Origin of the sequence: Streptomyces sp. NPDC046887 (assembly GCF_040644755.1) — a bacterium.
GTDB lineage: Bacteria > Actinomycetota > Actinomycetes > Streptomycetales > Streptomycetaceae > Streptomyces > Streptomyces lichenis.
Window position 1 is genome coordinate 44461 of record NZ_JBEYXH010000023.1, and the last position, 15349, is coordinate 59809.

General features: G+C 75.2%; 13 protein-coding genes. 12 read left to right on the forward strand and 1 reads right to left on the reverse strand.

Annotated features, from left to right (window positions below):
• Positions 1–157 precede the first annotated feature (157 nt).
• From ABZ945_RS21220 to ABZ945_RS21270, 11 genes are all read left to right on the forward strand, one after another.
• Positions 158–1420 (forward strand): serine hydrolase domain-containing protein, encoded by a 1263-nt coding sequence (locus tag ABZ945_RS21220; RefSeq protein ID WP_361271650.1) that lies wholly within the window; start codon positions 158–160, stop codon positions 1418–1420.
• Between the two features lie 102 nt (positions 1421–1522).
• Positions 1523–1963: a hypothetical protein gene (locus ABZ945_RS21225; RefSeq protein ID WP_361271653.1), complete on the forward strand. Its 441-nt coding sequence runs from the start codon at positions 1523–1525 to the stop codon at positions 1961–1963.
• A gap of 436 nt (positions 1964–2399) precedes the next feature.
• On the forward strand, positions 2400–3629 hold the full coding sequence (locus tag ABZ945_RS21230) for an MFS transporter (RefSeq protein ID WP_361271656.1): 1230 nt from the start codon (positions 2400–2402) through the stop codon (positions 3627–3629).
• Positions 3630–3855: 226 nt separating this feature from the next.
• Positions 3856–4407: a hypothetical protein gene (locus ABZ945_RS21235; RefSeq protein WP_361271659.1), complete on the forward strand. Its 552-nt coding sequence runs from the start codon at positions 3856–3858 to the stop codon at positions 4405–4407.
• Between the two features lie 469 nt (positions 4408–4876).
• Positions 4877–7024 carry a hypothetical protein gene (locus ABZ945_RS21240; RefSeq protein WP_361271662.1) on the forward strand — a complete coding sequence of 716 codons (2148 nt, stop codon included), beginning with the start codon at positions 4877–4879 and terminating at the stop codon, positions 7022–7024.
• A 93-nt stretch (positions 7025–7117) separates the two neighbouring features.
• Positions 7118–8719, forward strand: coding sequence for a GT4 family glycosyltransferase PelF (gene pelF / locus ABZ945_RS21245; protein WP_361271665.1), 1602 nt, complete (start codon positions 7118–7120; stop codon positions 8717–8719).
• Complete coding sequence (locus ABZ945_RS21250; protein WP_361271667.1) at positions 8716–10071, forward strand: hypothetical protein; 1356 nt, start codon at positions 8716–8718, stop codon at positions 10069–10071. Before pelF ends, ABZ945_RS21250 begins: the two co-directional genes overlap by 4 nt.
• 58 nt (positions 10072–10129) lie before the next feature.
• The gene (locus tag ABZ945_RS21255) at positions 10130–11131 is read left to right on the forward strand and encodes an SDR family NAD(P)-dependent oxidoreductase (RefSeq protein ID WP_361271669.1); all 1002 of its coding nucleotides are present in this window, start codon (positions 10130–10132) and stop codon (positions 11129–11131) included.
• A gap of 75 nt (positions 11132–11206) precedes the next feature.
• Entirely contained in the window at positions 11207–11920 is a 714-nt protein-coding gene (locus ABZ945_RS21260; RefSeq protein ID WP_361271672.1) for a sugar phosphate nucleotidyltransferase, read from the forward strand.
• Positions 11921–11927: 7 nt separating this feature from the next.
• On the forward strand, positions 11928–12851 hold the full coding sequence (locus ABZ945_RS21265) for an NAD(P)-dependent oxidoreductase (protein ID WP_361271675.1): 924 nt from the start codon (positions 11928–11930) through the stop codon (positions 12849–12851).
• Positions 12848–13792 carry an endo alpha-1,4 polygalactosaminidase gene (locus tag ABZ945_RS21270; protein ID WP_361271678.1) on the forward strand — a complete coding sequence of 315 codons (945 nt, stop codon included), beginning with the start codon at positions 12848–12850 and terminating at the stop codon, positions 13790–13792. Before ABZ945_RS21265 ends, ABZ945_RS21270 begins: the two co-directional genes overlap by 4 nt.
• 7 nt (positions 13793–13799) lie before the next feature.
• Here ABZ945_RS21270 and ABZ945_RS21275 read toward each other — a convergent pair whose 3' ends face one another.
• Complete coding sequence (locus ABZ945_RS21275; protein WP_361271680.1) at positions 13800–14081, reverse strand: DUF3253 domain-containing protein; 282 nt, start codon at positions 14079–14081, stop codon at positions 13800–13802.
• A 127-nt stretch (positions 14082–14208) separates the two neighbouring features.
• Here ABZ945_RS21275 and tsaD point away from each other — a divergent pair, with 127 nt between their 5' ends.
• Positions 14209–15288: a tRNA (adenosine(37)-N6)-threonylcarbamoyltransferase complex transferase subunit TsaD gene (gene tsaD / locus ABZ945_RS21280; protein WP_361271683.1), complete on the forward strand. Its 1080-nt coding sequence runs from the start codon at positions 14209–14211 to the stop codon at positions 15286–15288.
• Positions 15289–15349: the final 61 nt, after the last annotated feature.

Consider the following 15349-nt stretch of genomic DNA (forward strand, 5'->3'; position numbering starts at 1 on the left):
GGCGGGGCGGGAGGGCGCCCGGGGGTGCCGGGGGTTGGACCGGTTGGCGCAGCACGCCAGGACGGCCGAGGGGCGGCCCGGTCAGTCTGATGCGCACAGCGTCCCACCCGGGCGATGCACACCCTCCCCCACCACTCCCCACCGTAAGGAACCAGCCATGCTGCCACCTGCCCGCTTCCGTCCCTCCTCCGGGTCCCTCCCCTCGCCGTCCGATGCCGTGCCGGCGGGCCGCTCCCGCCGGCGCGGTGCCGTACGGGGCCGGTCCGCCCGGCCGCTGGCGCTGCTGACCGCCGCCGCGGCGGTCGCCACCGCGCTGGCCGCCGCCCCCGGCACCGCGGCCGCGGACCGGGCCGGTGACCCCGGTCGGGACGCGGGCCTGCGCGGGAAGCTGGAGCAGCTGGTGCGGACGCCCGGCGGGCCGCCCGGAGTGATCGCGGTGCTCCAGCGGGACGGCGAGCGCCAGGTCCTCACCGCGGGCACCGCCGAGCTGGGCACCGGGCGGCCGCCCCGGCCCGGCGACCACACCCGGCTGGCGAGCGCCTCGAAGATGTACACCGGCGCGGTGTCGCTCCAGCTGGTCGAGGAGGGCCGGCTGCGCCTGGACGACACCCTGGGCAGGCTGCTCCCCCGGCTGCCGAAGGCTTGGTCCGCGGTGACCCTGCGCCAACTGCTCAACCACACCAGCGGACTTCCGGACTACACTTCCGACGCCGAGTTCGTGCGGCTGGTGGTGGAGGACCCGCGCCGCCGGTTCGACCCGCGCCGGCTGCTGGACTTCGTCGCCGACGAGCCGCTGGGCTTCCGGCCCGGCACCCGCTACCGCTACTCCAACTCGGACAACATCGCGGTGGCGCTGATCGCCGAGGCGGTGACCGGCCGCCCGTACGAGAAGCTGCTGGCCGAGCTGGTGTACCGGCCGCTCGACCTGCGGGAGACCAGTCTGCCCGGCGGCTACCGGCTGCCGGAGCCCTATCTCCACGGCTACGACGTCGATCCGCCGGCCGCGCCGGAGGACGCCAGCGAGGCGCTGAGCGCGTCCGGGGTGTGGGCATCCGGCGGCATCGTCGCCACCCCCCGGGACTTCAACCGGTTCGTCCGGGGCTACGCGGGCGGGCGGCTGGTCTCCGGCACGGTCCGCGAGGCCCAGTACACCTTCCGGGCCGGCGGCGCCTCGGAGCCGGCCGGGCCGGGCACCAACGCGGCCGGGCTGGCCCTGTTCCGCTACACCACCCGGTGCGGGACGGTGTACGGCCACACCGGCAACTTCCCCGGCTACACCCAGTTCGCGGCGGCGACCAAGGACGGCCGGCGCTCGCTCACCTTCACCATCAGCACGCAGACCAACAAGACCCTCAAGCCGGAGCTGCTGGGGAAGGTGCGGGCAGTGCAGGAGGAGTACGTCTGCGCCCTGCTGCGCTGACCGCCGCGACCAGGGCTTTCGCCCGTTCGAGTGGTGGGCCCGGGCGGTCGGCCTTACCGTCGGATCCTGGAAGAGCTCGGGGACGAGCCGCTGGGAGCCGACATGCGACGACACACCCTCCGGACGACGCTCACCCTCTGCGCCGCCGCGGGACTGGCGGCCGCGGTGATGCCCGCCTCCGCGGCCGCACCGCAGGCCCCGCCCGCCTCCGAGGTGGTGGCCGTGGACTGCGCCGCGCGCGGGCAGGACCGGCCGGGTGACTACATCATCGCCTGCGGAGACGGCAACAACCGCCTGACGCAGCTGCGTTGGACCTCCTGGGGCCCGGACGGCGCGGTGGGCACCGGCGTCAACGTGGTCAACGACTGCCGCCCCTACTGCGCGGTCGGCACCTTCCGCTCGTACCCGGTGACCGTCCGCCTGGACCGCGCCGAGGTCTGGAAGGCCCAACCCGACCTGCGGCGCTTCACCGAGCTGACCCTCAGCTACCCCGAGACCCGCCCCGCCCAGGCCACCCGGGTGACCTACCCCCTCCCGGGCTGAGTGGGCGGCTCCAGAGCCGCGGTACGCACACGGGCCAGCCGTCCTGGTACGCCCGCCTAGTGCCCGGCCGGGCCCCCGTCCCCGGGCGCCAGGCGCGCGGTGCGCGGTGTGCCGAGCGGGCGGGTGAGCCCGGCCCGGCCTCGCGTAGCGGGCCCCCGTCGGGCCCGGTCGCCCGTTTCGGGCCGCCGCAGGGCCCGTGCCCCAGGACCCTGGAGGTCCACCCCCCTTGCGAGGGGGCGATGGGCCCGTGCCCGTGCCGCACCAGGACCCGGGTGACCCGCACCCCGCCAGAGGCGGCACGGGCCATACCCGCAGGGCCCGCCCGCACCCGTGCCGTCGGCGCGGGTGCGGGCTGCCCGGGCCCGCACTCCGGCCGCCCCGCGGCCGCACCGCGCCGTACTCCCGGCGACCGGGCCCGCGCCCGTAGGGTGCGGGGATGATCGCTCGCAAGGACGCGGCGGGGGCTCGCCGCACGGGGGCGCACCCCGGGTATCTGGCCGCCGCGCTGGTGTTCGCCGTCGGGATGGCGGGGACGACCCTGCCCACCCCGCTGTACGGGCTGTACCAGGAGCAGATCGGCTTCTCCGAGCTGATGGTGACCGTCGTCTTCGCGGTGTACGCGGTCGCGGTCATCGCTGTCCTGGTCCTGGCCGGCAACTACTCCGACGCGGTGGGGCGGCGGCCGGTGCTGCTGGTCGCGATGGGGCTGTCGGCGGCGAGTGCCGGGTGCTTCCTGCTGGAGGCCGGGCTGCCGCTGCTCTTCGCGGGGCGGGTGCTCTCGGGCGGGGCGGCCGGGCTGCTGAGCGGCGCGGCCACCGCGGCCGTGCTGGAGCTGGCCGGGCCGGAGCAGAAGGGGCGCGCGGGGTTCGCGGCCACCGCGGCCAACATGGGCGGCCTCGGCTGCGGTCCGCTGCTCTCCGGGGTGCTCGCCCAGTACACCTCCCACCCGCTGGCCTGGCCGTTCTGGATCCACCTCGGGCTGGTCGCGGTGGCCGCCGCGGTGACCTGGTCGCTGCCGGAGACGGTGGAACACCCGCGCCGTTGGCCCCCGTTGAGGCCCCAGGGGCTGAGGGTGCCGCCGGAAGTGAAGGGCGTCTTCGGCACCGCCGCGCTGGCCGCGTTCGCCGGCTTCTCCCTGCTCGGGCTGTTCACCGCGGTCGCGCCGAGCTTCGCGGCCCAGACGCTGGGCGTCACCGACCACGCCGTCGCCGGGGCGGTGGTCTTCTCCGTCTTCGCCGCCTCGACGGCCGGGCAGTCGCTGACCCAGCGGCTCGGGGCGAGCCGGGCGCTGCCCGCCGGGTGCGGGGTGCTGGTGGTGGGCCTCGCCCTGGTGGGCTCCTCGCTGCTCGCCGAGTCGCTGGCGCTGCTGGTGCTCGGCGCGGTCTTCGGCGGGGTGGGCCAGGGGCTCGCCTTCCGGGCGGCGCTCACCCTGGTCAGCGGCGCGGCCCCGGCGGAGCACCGCGGCGGCACCATCTCGGCGTTCTTCACCGTGGCCTATCTGGGCATCTCGCTGCCGGTGGTGGGGGTGGGGGCGCTGGCCGTACGGCTGGGGCTGCGCACCGCGGGGCTGGTGTTCGCGGGCTGCGTCATCCTGCTGGCGGCCGGGGCCGGGCTGTACACCGCGCTGCGTCCGGCGGGGGAGCAGCGGCAGGCCGCCGGGCGGTGATCCCGGCAACCCCCGCGGCACGGGCAGCCGCCCGAAATCCGCCATTCCCCTTTCGCGCCCTGTCCTCGCTGTGAGCGTGGATTGACACAGGGTCACGCCCTGGCCCGGGCCCGTTCCGCGCGGCGCGCGGGAAGGCGGCCGGCCGGTGCGGTTCGAGCCGGGTGTGCGCCGGGCGCCGGGGACGGGGGCAGACGGGGCGGCGCGGGGTGTCCTAGCGTGCCGCGCCATGCGGATCACACACCTCACCAGAGCGTCCCTCACCGCGCTGCTCGCCCTCGCCGCCCTGCTGCTCGGGACGGCCCTGCCGGCCGCGGCCGCGCCCCGGGCCGCGGCGGCCGGACCGGACCTGGTCTTCACCACCAGCCAGGCCACCGCGACCCCCGGTTCCACCGTGAACGTCACCATGACGTTCACCAACAACCAGGACTCCGACGTCTGGTTCGTCTACCAGTCCATCCAGCCGACCTGGCCGACCACCCAGCGCCCGGACCTGAAGTACAGCTTCGCCTCCTGCACCGCCCAGGGCGTGACCTGTTCGGGGACCGGCGGCACCAGCCTGGGCGTCAACTACGCGGTCCCGGTGCCGCCCGGCGCGCAGCGGAGCGTGGACATCGCCCTGACGATCGCCCCGGACTCCGGCTGCAACGGATACATCGGCTTCTACTCGTACCTCTACTACGAGTACAACGGCGGCCAGTCCTCGAAGGACGGTGTGGTCTCCACGCCGGAGACCCGGATCGTCTGCGCACCGGCCTCCTCCGGCTCCGCCGCTTCCTGACCGCACCACCCGCACCACCTGCCCCATCCGCTTCCACCGGTGGTCCGGGCACGTCGGGACAGGCTCCCCCGAACTGTCCGCGCGTGGCTGAAAACCATCGGTGGGGCGGATGGTTCGGCGGTGGCGGCGCCGAAGCCCGGCGCACATGCCCCGGGCCCATGCCCCGCCACCGCGCCGGACACCGCTCGGCCCGTGTCCCGAACGCCCAGGACACGGGTCGGGCGGTGATCCGGGGAGGAGCACGGAAGGGTGGCGGAGGGGCGTTTCTTCTGCCCGGCGATGGCCGGGTTACGGCTGCGTTTTTCCGCCATGTTCCACGTCATGCACACGAAGCATCCACACAGGCCGCACTATGTGACGCGTCGGAGCGGCGCGACGGCCCCGGAAGCGGGCGCCCGTCACGCCGGGGGGATGGGGGCGTGCCCGGAGGGGGAAACCGGGACCGCTCCATGGGGAGGGATGTCACCGCATGAAGCGGAGTCTGCGCACGGCCGTGCTGACCGCCGGTGTGCTGCTGCTCGGATCGGGGGTGCCGGCGGCGCCGCTCGCCTCGGCGGCCGCCGCCGAGGGCGCCCGGGTCGACCTGCGCGTCCTGGTCGTCTCGGACGGCGGACCGGCCACGGCGGCGATCGCCGCCGAACTGGCCGGTGCCGGTACGCCGTACACGCTCGTCGACCTGACCCGGCCGAACCGGCCGGTGATCGACGCGGCGTTCCTGGCGGACACGGTGGACGGACGGCCACGGGCCAGGTACCAGGCCGTGGTGCTGCCCAACGACGAGCCGTTCCCGGCCGGTTCGGCCGAGATGGCGGCGCTGGTCGCCTACGAGAAGACGTACGGCGTGCCGCAGGTGGACGCCTACACCTACGCCCGGCCGCAGAACGGGCTGAACTACCCGGTGTACGGGGGCTATCTGGGCTCGGTGGACGGGGTGCGCGCCGAGGTCACCGCGGCCGGCCGCTCCGGTCCGTTCGGCTATCTGGACGGCGCCGTACCCTTCGAGGACAATTCACCGACCGTCAACGAGAGTTACGCCTTCCTCTCCAAGCCGGCCGCCGGGGCGGACTTCACCCCCTATGTGGAGGCGCCGATCCCGGGCCGCACCGACCGGGGGGTGCTGGTCGGCGAGTACCGCCACGACGGGCGGCGCGAGCTGGTGGTGACCTTCGCCTACAACCAGCACCAGCAGCAGTTCCGGCTGCTGGCCCGGGGCATCGTGGACTGGATGACCCAGTCGGTGCGCCTGGGTACCTCCCGGCACCACTTCGCGGTCCATGTGGACGATGTGTTCGCCGCCGACGACCGCTGGGACAGCACGCTCAACTGCACCCCCGGGGATGTGGACTGCGCCCCGGGCACCGGCACGCCGAACCCGATCCGGATGACCCCGGCCGACGTGGCGCACGCCACCGACTGGTCGCGGCGGCGCGGCTTCACCCTGGACCTGGCGTTCAACGGCGGCGGCAGCGTCGAGCACCGCGAGGAGAACGGCGGCGCCGACCCCACCGCCGACCGGCTGATCGCCGACCGCGAGGCGTACCGCTGGATCAACCACACCTACGACCACCCGTATCTGGGCTGCGAGCAGGATGTGTCCACCGTGCCGTGGAAGTGCGCGGTGGGCCCGGACGGCACGACCAAGTGGGTGAGCCGGGCCGAGCTGGACCACCAGATCGCCGACAACCAGCGCTGGGCCGAGCAGGCCGGACTGACCGTCCGGGCGGGTGAGTTGGTGACCGGCGAGCACTCCGGGCTGAGGCTGCTGCCGCAGCAGCCGGAGGACAACCCGCAGCTGGCGCCCTCGCTCACCGCCCACGGGATCTCCTGGCTGGGCGCGGACAACTCCCGCGACCCGGGCCAGCGTCCGGTCGGCTCGGCGCTCACCGTGGCCCGCCACCCGATCAACATCTTCTACAACGCGGGCCGGGTGTCCGAGCAGGTCGACGAGTACAACTGGATCTACACCAGCCGCGCCCAGGGCGGCAGCGGACTGTGCGAGAACCTGCCCGGCACCACCTGTCTGGACGCCCCGCTGGACCCCGCCACCGGCTACACCGGCCATATCGTGCCGCTGGAGACCCGGACCGCGCTGGGCCATGTGCTCTCCGGCGACCCCAAGCCGCACTTCATCCACCAGTCGAACCTGGCCGAGGACCGCATCGGCTACCCGGTCCTGGACGGCGTACTGGACGCCCACCAGGGGCTGTTCGCCGACAACACCCCGCTGGTCAACCTGCCGATGAGCGCCATCGGCGCCGAGCTGCGCGACCGCGCGGCCTGGGACGCGGCGCTGGCCGCGGACCGGGTCACCGCGTACCGGATCGGCGACACGGTGACGGTGAGCGCGCCCCAGGGCGTCCCGGTGGCCGCCACCCTGCCGGCGGGCACCCGGATCGGTACGGACGGCGAGGGCGGCGCCTTCGGCGAGCCGTACGCCGGGACGGTCTCCGGCCGGGTCGCGGCCGGGGCGGACGGCACCCTGGTCCTGGACCTGCCGGCCCCGCCCGCCGCGCCCGCCGCCCATGCCCCGGGGGTGGCCGAGCGCCACGGTCCGCCGCCGCGGACCCCGGTGCCGGCCGGGGTCGCCCGCCCCGTCCCGTACGGCGCCGAGCGCTGACCCCACCTCCCCTACCCGGCCCCGTCCCACCCCCGCCGGCCGCACACCGGTGGGGGAACCACAGGCCGGCCCCTGCTGCCGCGGAGCACCACCATGCACGTTCAGTCCGGCGCGCCCCACCCTGGCGCGGCGCACGTCACCCTGCTCACCGAAGGTACCTACCCGCACAGCCACGGCGGGGTCAGCGTCTGGTGCGACCAGCTCGTCCAGGGCATGCCCGATCTGGCCTTCCATGTCATGGCGGTCACCGGCAACGGCCGCGAACCGCTCGCCTGGGAGCTGCCCCCGCAGGTCGCCGAGGTGGTCTCGGTGCCCATGTGGGGCCCGGCGCCGCCCGGTTCGCCGCCGCGCGGCCGCCGCGAGCGCACCCTGATGAGCGCCTACGAGCACTTCCTCGCCGCGCTGCTCGACCCGGCCGAGGAGGAGGGCTTCGGGCCCGCGCTCTACGTCCTGGCGGCGGCCGCCCGGGACGGGCTGCTCAGCCCGGCGCTCCGCTCGGACAAGGCGGTGCGGGTGCTGGCCGGGGTGTGGAACCGCCCGGGCCTGGAGGTACGCGAGGCCCGGCCGACCCTGCACGACGCGGTGACCGCGACCAGTCTGCTGGAGCACGCGCTGCGCCCGCTGGCCGCCGAGCCGCCGCGCACCGGGGTCTCCCACGCGGTCAGCGGCGGGATAGCCGTGCTGCCCGGTCTGGTAGGGCTGCACGAGCACGGGGTGCCGCTGCTGCTGACCGAGCACGGGGTCTATCTGCGGGAGCGGTACCTGAGTTACCGCAGCTCGCCCTACCGCTGGCCGGTGAAGGCGGTGCTGCTGGGCTTCTACCGGATGCTGGCCGGGGAGACCTACCGGCGGGCCGCGCTGATCACCCCCGGCAACCGCTACAACCGGCTGTGGGAGGAGCAGGGCGGCGCCGACCCGGCGCTGATCCGCACCGTCTACAACGGGGTGGACCCGGCCGCCTTCCCCGCCGCCGGGCCGGAGCCGGCCGGGCCGGTGCTCAGCTGGGCGGGCCGGGTGGACCCGATCAAGGACCTTCAGACCCTGATCCGGGCGTTCGCCGTGGTCCGCGAGCGGGTACCGGCGGCCCGGCTGCGGATGTTCGGCGGCACCCCTCGGGGCGGCGAGGCCTACCGGGAGAGCTGCGAGGAGCTGGCCCGCTCGCTGGGGCTCGGCGAGGCGGTGGCGTTCGAGGGCCGGGTGGACGACATCCGGGACGCCTACGCGGCGGGCAGTGTGGTGATGCTCTCCAGCATCAGCGAGGGCTTCCCGTTCACCCTGATCGAGGCGATGTCCTGCGGCCGGGCCACCGTCTCCACCGATGTGGGCGGGGTGCGGGAGGCGGTCGGGGACACCGGTCTGGTGGTCCCGCCGCGCGACCCGCGGGCGATGGCGGAGGCCGCCCTCACCCTGCTGGCGGACCCGCCGCGCCGGGCGGCGATGGGCGAGGCGGCCCGGCTGCGGGTGATCGAGCAGTTCACCCTGCGGCAGACCGTGGACACCTTCCGCGCGATCTACCGGGAGCTGGCCGCCGGGACGCCGCCCGGGCTCGTCACCGCCGCGCGGACCGCCGCCGCCGGGACCGGGTACGGGGCCGCGGCGCCGCCCGGGAATCCGTACGGCCCGGCCGCCCGGCCGCACGCCCCGGCGGGGGCCGGTGCCGGGAGCGCCGCCGGGCCGAGGAGCGTGGCCGGATGAGCCGCCGGGCCGCCGGGCACACCCTGGACAGCGACACGGTGACGCTGCGGGTCGCCGGACCGGTGGACGAGCTGGCAGCGGAGATGGCCGACCGGGCGGGCAGCGCGGTGCACCCCTACGAGGTGGCGGCGCTGCTGGAGTCCGAGGGGCTGACGGGCGAGCAGATACGGGAGCGCTACGGCCACCCCGACCTGTTCTCGCTGGCCGAGGACCTCTACCGGCGGGTGCCGCGCTCCTTCCCGGACCCGCCGGTGGGGGCCGACGCCTGGGCGCCGGACCATGTGCGCTGCATGCTGCGCGGGGTGCTGTTCGCCCTGCCCGGGCTGGCGTATCTGCTGGTGGCGCCGCTGCTGCGGGGCACCGGGGCGGTGCCCGGCCTGGTGGTCGCCGGGCTGGTGTCCTGGGCCTGGGGGCAGGGGCTGGGCCACCGCACCTACGTCCGGCTGAACGCGGGGCGCCGGGAGGCCGGGCTGGTGCTGCTCACCGGGGCGCCGCTCGGCGCGGCGCTGGCCACCGGGTCGGCGCTGGCGGTGGCCGGTGCGCACCCGGTGGTGCTCTGGGCGGCGCTGGCCCAGTCGGTGTACCTGGCGGCCGCCGGGGTGCTGCTGGTGCTGGGCCGCGAGCGCTCGCTGCTGGCGGTGCTGGCCCCGCTGGCCGGCGGGGCGGCGGCGCTGCCCTGGTGGGAGCCGGGCCCGCTGTTGCGGATCGCGCTGGTGCTGGCCACCGTGGCGGCGGCCGCGGCGGTGGCGGCCTTCGTGGTGGCCGGCGCCCTGCGGGCCGACCCGGCCGGGGACGGCCCCCGCGTCCCGTATCTGCCCTCCCTCCCGTACGGGCTGTTCGGGCTGGCGGCCGGGGTGCTGGTGCTCACCGCGGGCGCCGGGCACCCGCTGGCCGTGGTGGCGCTGACGGTCAGCATGGGCCCGGCCGAGTGGCTGCTCTACCGCTTCCGGGGCCTGTCGGTGGCGGCGCTGCGGGCCTCCACCACCGTGCGCGGCTTCGTGCTCCGTACCGTGCGGACGCTCGCCCTCTGCCTGGGCCTCTACCTGGTGCCGCTGATCCCGGCCGCGCTGCTCACCGGGGCGGATCCGGTAGGGCTGGTCGCGCTGGCCGCGGTGCTGTGGATCGCGCTGCTGCTCCAGGCGTTCGGCACCGCCTGGCCGACCGCGGCGATCTGCCTGCCGGCCGCGGCGGCGATCGCCGCGGCCACCGCGGGCCCGGCCTGGTCCAGCGGCGAGGGCATCACCCTGGGCGGCTCCCCCTGGCCCTGGGCCTGGCTGGTGTGTACCGGCGCGGCGGCGCTACTGGCCGCCGTCGCCGTACGCCTGCTGGGCCGCCCCTCCGCGCACGTCTGAGCCGCACCGACCGCCCGCTCTCGCGATGACGTCTCCTACCGAATCGAGGATCCCGCTCATGACCTCCAGCCCGCTCGCCGCGGTCACCGGCGCCGACGGCTTCATCGGCTCCCACCTCGTCCAGGCCCTGGTCGCCTCCGGCCACCGGGTGCGCGCCATGGCGCAGTACAACTCCTTCTCCTCCTACGGCTGGCTGGAGGTGCTGCCCAAGGAGGTGCTGGACCAGGTGGAGATCGTGCTCGGCGACGTCCGCGACCCCGGCTCGGTGCGGGCGCTCGCCGAGGGCGCGGACGCCGTCTACCATCTGGCCGCGCTGATCGCGATCCCGTACTCCTACCAGGCGCCGCACAGTTATGTGGACACCAATGTCACCGGCACCCTCAACGTGCTGGAGGCGGTCCGGGCGCTGGGCACCCCGCGGCTGGTGCACACCTCCACCAGCGAGACCTACGGGACCGCGCAGACCGTGCCGATCACCGAGGACCACCCGATCAACACCCAGTCCCCGTACGCCGCTTCCAAGGCCGGCGGGGACCGGCTGGCGGACAGCTACCACGCCAGCTTCGACACCCCCGTGGTGACCCTGCGCCCCTTCAACACCTACGGCCCCCGCCAGTCCATGCGGGCGGTGATCCCCACCGTGATCGGGCAGGTGGCGGCCGGCTCGCGCACCATCACCCTGGGCGACCTGCGGCCGACCCGGGACTTCTGCTTCGTCGCCGACACCGCCGCCGCCTTCCTCGCGGTGGGCACCGCGCCCGCCGAGCAGGTGGTGGGCCGGACCTTCAACGCCGGTACCGGGGGCGAGATATCGGTCGGCGACCTGGTCCGGCTGATCGGCAAGGTGATGTCCGCCGACCTCGACGTCCGGGAGGACGAGCAGCGGCTGCGTCCGGCGGCCTCCGAGGTGATGCGGCTGGTCGCCGACGCCACCCGGCTGCGCGAGGCCACCGGCTGGGCCCCGGCGCACGACCTGGAGGACGGACTGGCCCGGACCGTGGAGTTCTTCCGCGATCCGGCCAACCTGGCCCGCTACAAGACCGACATCTACAACATCTGACGCATCGTCAGTTAATCCTCACCACCCTCGTACCACCCACCCCGCACGACCCGTTCGCGACCAAGGAGGCTTCCCATGCACGCAGTGATACTCGCCGGGGGCAAGGGCGTCCGGCTGCGTCCGTACACCACCGCGCTGCCCAAGCCCCTCGTGCCCATCGGGGACCAGCACGCGATCCTGGAGATCGTGCTGCGCCAGCTGGCGGCGGCCGGGTTCACCAGCTGCACCCTGGCCATCGGCCACCTCGGCCAGATCATCCGGGCCTATGTCGGCAGCGGCGCCCGCTGGGGGCTGGACATCGACTACTCCACCGAGGAGAGCCCGCTCGGCACCATCGGCCCGCTGCTCACCATCAGGGAGCGGCTGCCGGAGAACTTCCTGGTGATGAACGGCGACATCCTCACCGACCTGGACTACGCCGACCTGGTGCGCCGGCACGCCGCCGGGACCGCGCCGCTGACCATCGCCACCTACCAGCGCAAGGTGCACATCGACTTCGGGGTGCTCACCACCGAGGCCGGGAAGGTCGTCGGCTTCCGGGAGAAGCCGAGCATGGACTGCCGGGTGTCCATGGGGGTGTACGCGGTGTCGCGGGACACCCTGAACCGCTACACACCGGGCCTGCCGCTCGGTTTCGACGAACTGATCCTCGATCTGCTGGGCGTCGGAAACCCGCCCGCGGCCTACGAGTTCGACGGCTACTGGCTCGACATCGGGCGGCCCGACGACTACGACCGCGCCAACGCGGAGTTCACCACCCACCAGTCGCTGCTGTTGAGGGGAGCCTGAGCACGTCATGCGCATCCTGGTCCTGGGCGCCACCGGCTATCTGGGCGGTCATATCGCCGAGCGGCTGAGCGCCCTGCCGGGCGCCCGGCCGCTGTACGGCGGCCGCTCACCCGGCGCCGACCTGCCGGTGGACCTCGCCACGGCCCGCCCCGGCCCGCTCGCCGAGGCGCTCGCCGCGCTCGCCCCGGACGCGGTGGTCAACTGCGCCGGCGCGGTCGGCGGGGACCCGGTGGTGCTGGCCGAGGTCAACGCCCGCGGCCCGGCGGTGCTCTGCGCCGCCCTGCGGGAGGCGGCACCGGCCGCCCGGCTGGTCCACCTCGGCTCGGCGGCGGAGTACGGGCCGGGGCGGCCGGGCGAACGGGTCCGCGAGGACGCGCCCACCCGCCCGGCCGCCCCCTACGGTGCCACCAAGCTGGCCGGCACCGTGGCGGTGGCCGCCTCCGGCCTTGACGCGGTGGTGCTGCGGGTCGGCAACCCGGTCGGCTCGGGCGCCCCGGCCGCCGGGCTGCCCGGCTCGGTGGCCCGCGCCCTGCTGCGCTCGGGCCCCGGGCCGGACGCGGTGCTGCGGGTCGGCGACCTCTCCCCGTACCGGGACTTCGTGGACGTCCGCGACCTGGCCGAGGCCGCGGCACTGGCCGCCACCCACCCGGGGCCGCTCCCTCCCCTGCTCAACATCAGCGCCGGACAGGCCGTGGAGGTACGGGAGTTGGTGCACGCTCTGGTCCGGTCCTCCGGCTTCACCGGCCGGGTCGAGGAGACCGCCTCCGGCTCGGCCCGCTCGGCCGCCGTCGGCTGGCAGTGCTCCGACATCTCGGCCGCCCGCGCCGCCCTCGGCTGGGCGCCCCGCCACACCCTGGCCGACTCGGTGACCGCCCTCTGGGCCTCGATCGCCGCCGAGCCCCTGGCCGCCGGCCCCAGCGGGGTGCGGTGAACCGCACCTCCGGGGCCCTGGCCCCGCTCGCCGCCCTGCTCACCGCACTGGCGCTGCTCGCCCTGCCCGGCTGCTCCTCCCCTGCCCCGGCCCCGACCCCTTCTCCCTCCCTCTCTTCGCCCTCCACCTCTTCTCCCTCCACCTCCCCGTCCGCCTCCCCACCGGCCCCTACCCCCTCCCGGACCCCCTCGGCTTCCTCCCCATCCGCTTCTCGGACCCCCAGCCCCTCGAAGCCGGCCCGGGCGCGCTGGCAGCCGAAGCCGGGGACGCCCTGGCAGTGGCAGCTGGACGGGCGGGTCGATCCGAGTGTGGACGTCCCGGTGTACGACATCGACGCCTTCGCCAACACCGCCGAGGACGTGGCCCGGTTGCACCGGGACGGACGGCGGGTCATCTGCTACATCAATGCCGGTGCCTGGGAGGAGTTCCGCCCGGACGCCGGGGACTTCCCGGAGTCGCTGCGCGGCGAGGGCAACGGCTGGCCGGGGGAGCGCTGGCTGGACATCCGCCGGCTGGACGAGCTGAAGCCCCTGATGGAGCGGCGTCTGGACCTATGCCGCGACAAGGGGTTCGACGCGGTGGAGCCGGATCTGGTGGACGGCTACCTCCATGACACCGGCTTTCCGCTGACCGCCGGGCACCAGCTCGCCTACAACCGCATGCTGGCCCGTGCCGCGCACGCCCGCGGACTGGCCATCGGCCTGAAGAACGACCTGCCGCAGATCCCCCAACTGGTGGGGCTCTACGACTTCGCCGTCAACGAGGAGTGCGCCCAGTACGACGAGTGCGCCGCGCTCACCCCGTTCATCCGGGCCGGGAAGGCCGTCTTCCATGTCGAGTACGCCCTGAAGAACGACGACTTCTGCGGCGAGGCCCGCGCCCTGGGCCTGTCCTCCATGCGCAAGCGCCTGGACCTGGACCCCTGGCGGAAGCCCTGCTAGTCCCCCGCTAGTCCCCCTTCCCGGACGCCTTCCGCACCCGGATGGGGCCGCGGGCGGTCTCCATGTCCACCACCTCGCCGTGCTGGACCACCTCGACCCGGCCGGCGGCGGCCAGGCGGCGGACGGCTTCGCGGACGGGGTCCATCAGGGCCCGCCAGCCGTCGCCGGAGCCGGAGTGGGCGGCGCGGGCGGCGTCGGAAGGGCAGATCGTGGCGTTCTCGGCGCGCTGGTCGAGCAGGTGGAGCACGGTCTCCTCCAGCCGCTCGGGCGCGTCGGGCCGATGGCTCATGGGCGGGCCTCCCTTCCCGGTACGGGCGCCGGGTACCCCCGGAGCGGCCGTACCACCGCGCCGCTTGTTGCACATGGCTTGCAACTACCATGGAGAGGCAGAAGAGCGAGCGGAAGAGGGTGAGCGCGTGGCGGCGGGACGCATCGTGCTGGGCATCGAGTCATCGTGCGACGAGACCGGTGCCGGGATCGTCAGCGAGGGGCGGCTGCTCGCCCACGCGGTGGCGTCGAGCATGGACGAGCACGCCCGGTACGGCGGGGTGGTGCCGGAGATCGCCGCCCGGGCCCATCTGCACGCGCTGAACCCGGTGGTCCGCGAGGCGCTGGACCAGGCCGGGCTGCGACTGGCCGACATCGACGCGGTCGCCGTCACCACCGGGCCCGGTCTCTCCGGGGCGCTCCAGGTCGGGCTGGCCGGGGCGAAGACCCTGGCGTACGCGATCGGGGCGCCGCTGTACGGGGTGCACCATCTGGCCGGGCATGTGGCGGCGGACACCCTGGAGCACGGCCCGCTGCCCGACCCCTGCGTGGTGCTGATCGTCTCCGGCGGCCACACCTCGCTGCTGCTGGTGCGCGACCTGGTCCGGGACCCGATCCTGCACCTCGGGGACACCGTGGACGACGCGGCCGGGGAGTGCTTCGACAAGGTGGCACGGGTCTTCGGGCTGCCCTATCCGGGCGGGCCGGCCATCGACCGGGCGGCCCGGGACGGCGACCCGGCGGCGGTGGCGTTCCCCCGCCCGCTGACCGGGCCGCGGGACGACCCGTACGCCTTCTCCTTCTCCGGGCTGAAGACGGCCGCCGCCCGCTGGGCCGAGCGGCACGGGGACACCCCGCTGCCGGTCGCCGACGGCGCCGCCTCGCTCCAGGAGGCGGTGGCCGATGTGCTGACCCGCAAGGCGCTGGCGGCCTGCGCGGCGTACGGCGTCTCGACCCTGGTGGTGGTCGGCGGGGTGGCCGCCAACTCGCGGGTGCGGGCGCTGGCCGAGGAGCGCTGCGCGGCGGCCGGGATCACCCTGCGGGTGCCGCGGATGGGGCTGTGCACCGACAACGGCGCCATGATCGCGGCCGTCGGCGACCTGCTGGTCCGGGCGGGCGCCGAGCCCGCGCCGCTGGAGGTGTCGATCGACCCCTCCGCGCCGCTGGAGTACGCCGCGCTGCGGCCGGTGGCCGCCGGGAGCCCGGCCGCCCTGGCCGGAGCCGCCTGAACGACGGCGCCGAGCCGAGCCGCCTGATGACGGGCGCCGGAGCCGCCTGATGGCTGCCGAG

Coding starts and splice junctions, on each gene's coding strand:
- ABZ945_RS21275 (WP_361271680.1), bottom strand. CDS start 14,081: ATGAGCCATCGGCCCGACGCGCCCGAGCGGCTGGAGGAGACCGTGCTC.
- ABZ945_RS21255 (WP_361271669.1), top strand. CDS start 10,130: ATGACCTCCAGCCCGCTCGCCGCGGTCACCGGCGCCGACGGCTTCATC.
- ABZ945_RS21225 (WP_361271653.1), top strand. CDS start 1,523: ATGCGACGACACACCCTCCGGACGACGCTCACCCTCTGCGCCGCCGCG.
- ABZ945_RS21265 (WP_361271675.1), top strand. CDS start 11,928: ATGCGCATCCTGGTCCTGGGCGCCACCGGCTATCTGGGCGGTCATATC.
- ABZ945_RS21240 (WP_361271662.1), top strand. CDS start 4,877: ATGAAGCGGAGTCTGCGCACGGCCGTGCTGACCGCCGGTGTGCTGCTG.
- ABZ945_RS21250 (WP_361271667.1), top strand. CDS start 8,716: ATGAGCCGCCGGGCCGCCGGGCACACCCTGGACAGCGACACGGTGACG.
- ABZ945_RS21260 (WP_361271672.1), top strand. CDS start 11,207: ATGCACGCAGTGATACTCGCCGGGGGCAAGGGCGTCCGGCTGCGTCCG.
- ABZ945_RS21235 (WP_361271659.1), top strand. CDS start 3,856: ATGCGGATCACACACCTCACCAGAGCGTCCCTCACCGCGCTGCTCGCC.
- ABZ945_RS21220 (WP_361271650.1), top strand. CDS start 158: ATGCTGCCACCTGCCCGCTTCCGTCCCTCCTCCGGGTCCCTCCCCTCG.
- ABZ945_RS21230 (WP_361271656.1), top strand. CDS start 2,400: ATGATCGCTCGCAAGGACGCGGCGGGGGCTCGCCGCACGGGGGCGCAC.
- pelF (WP_361271665.1), top strand. CDS start 7,118: ATGCACGTTCAGTCCGGCGCGCCCCACCCTGGCGCGGCGCACGTCACC.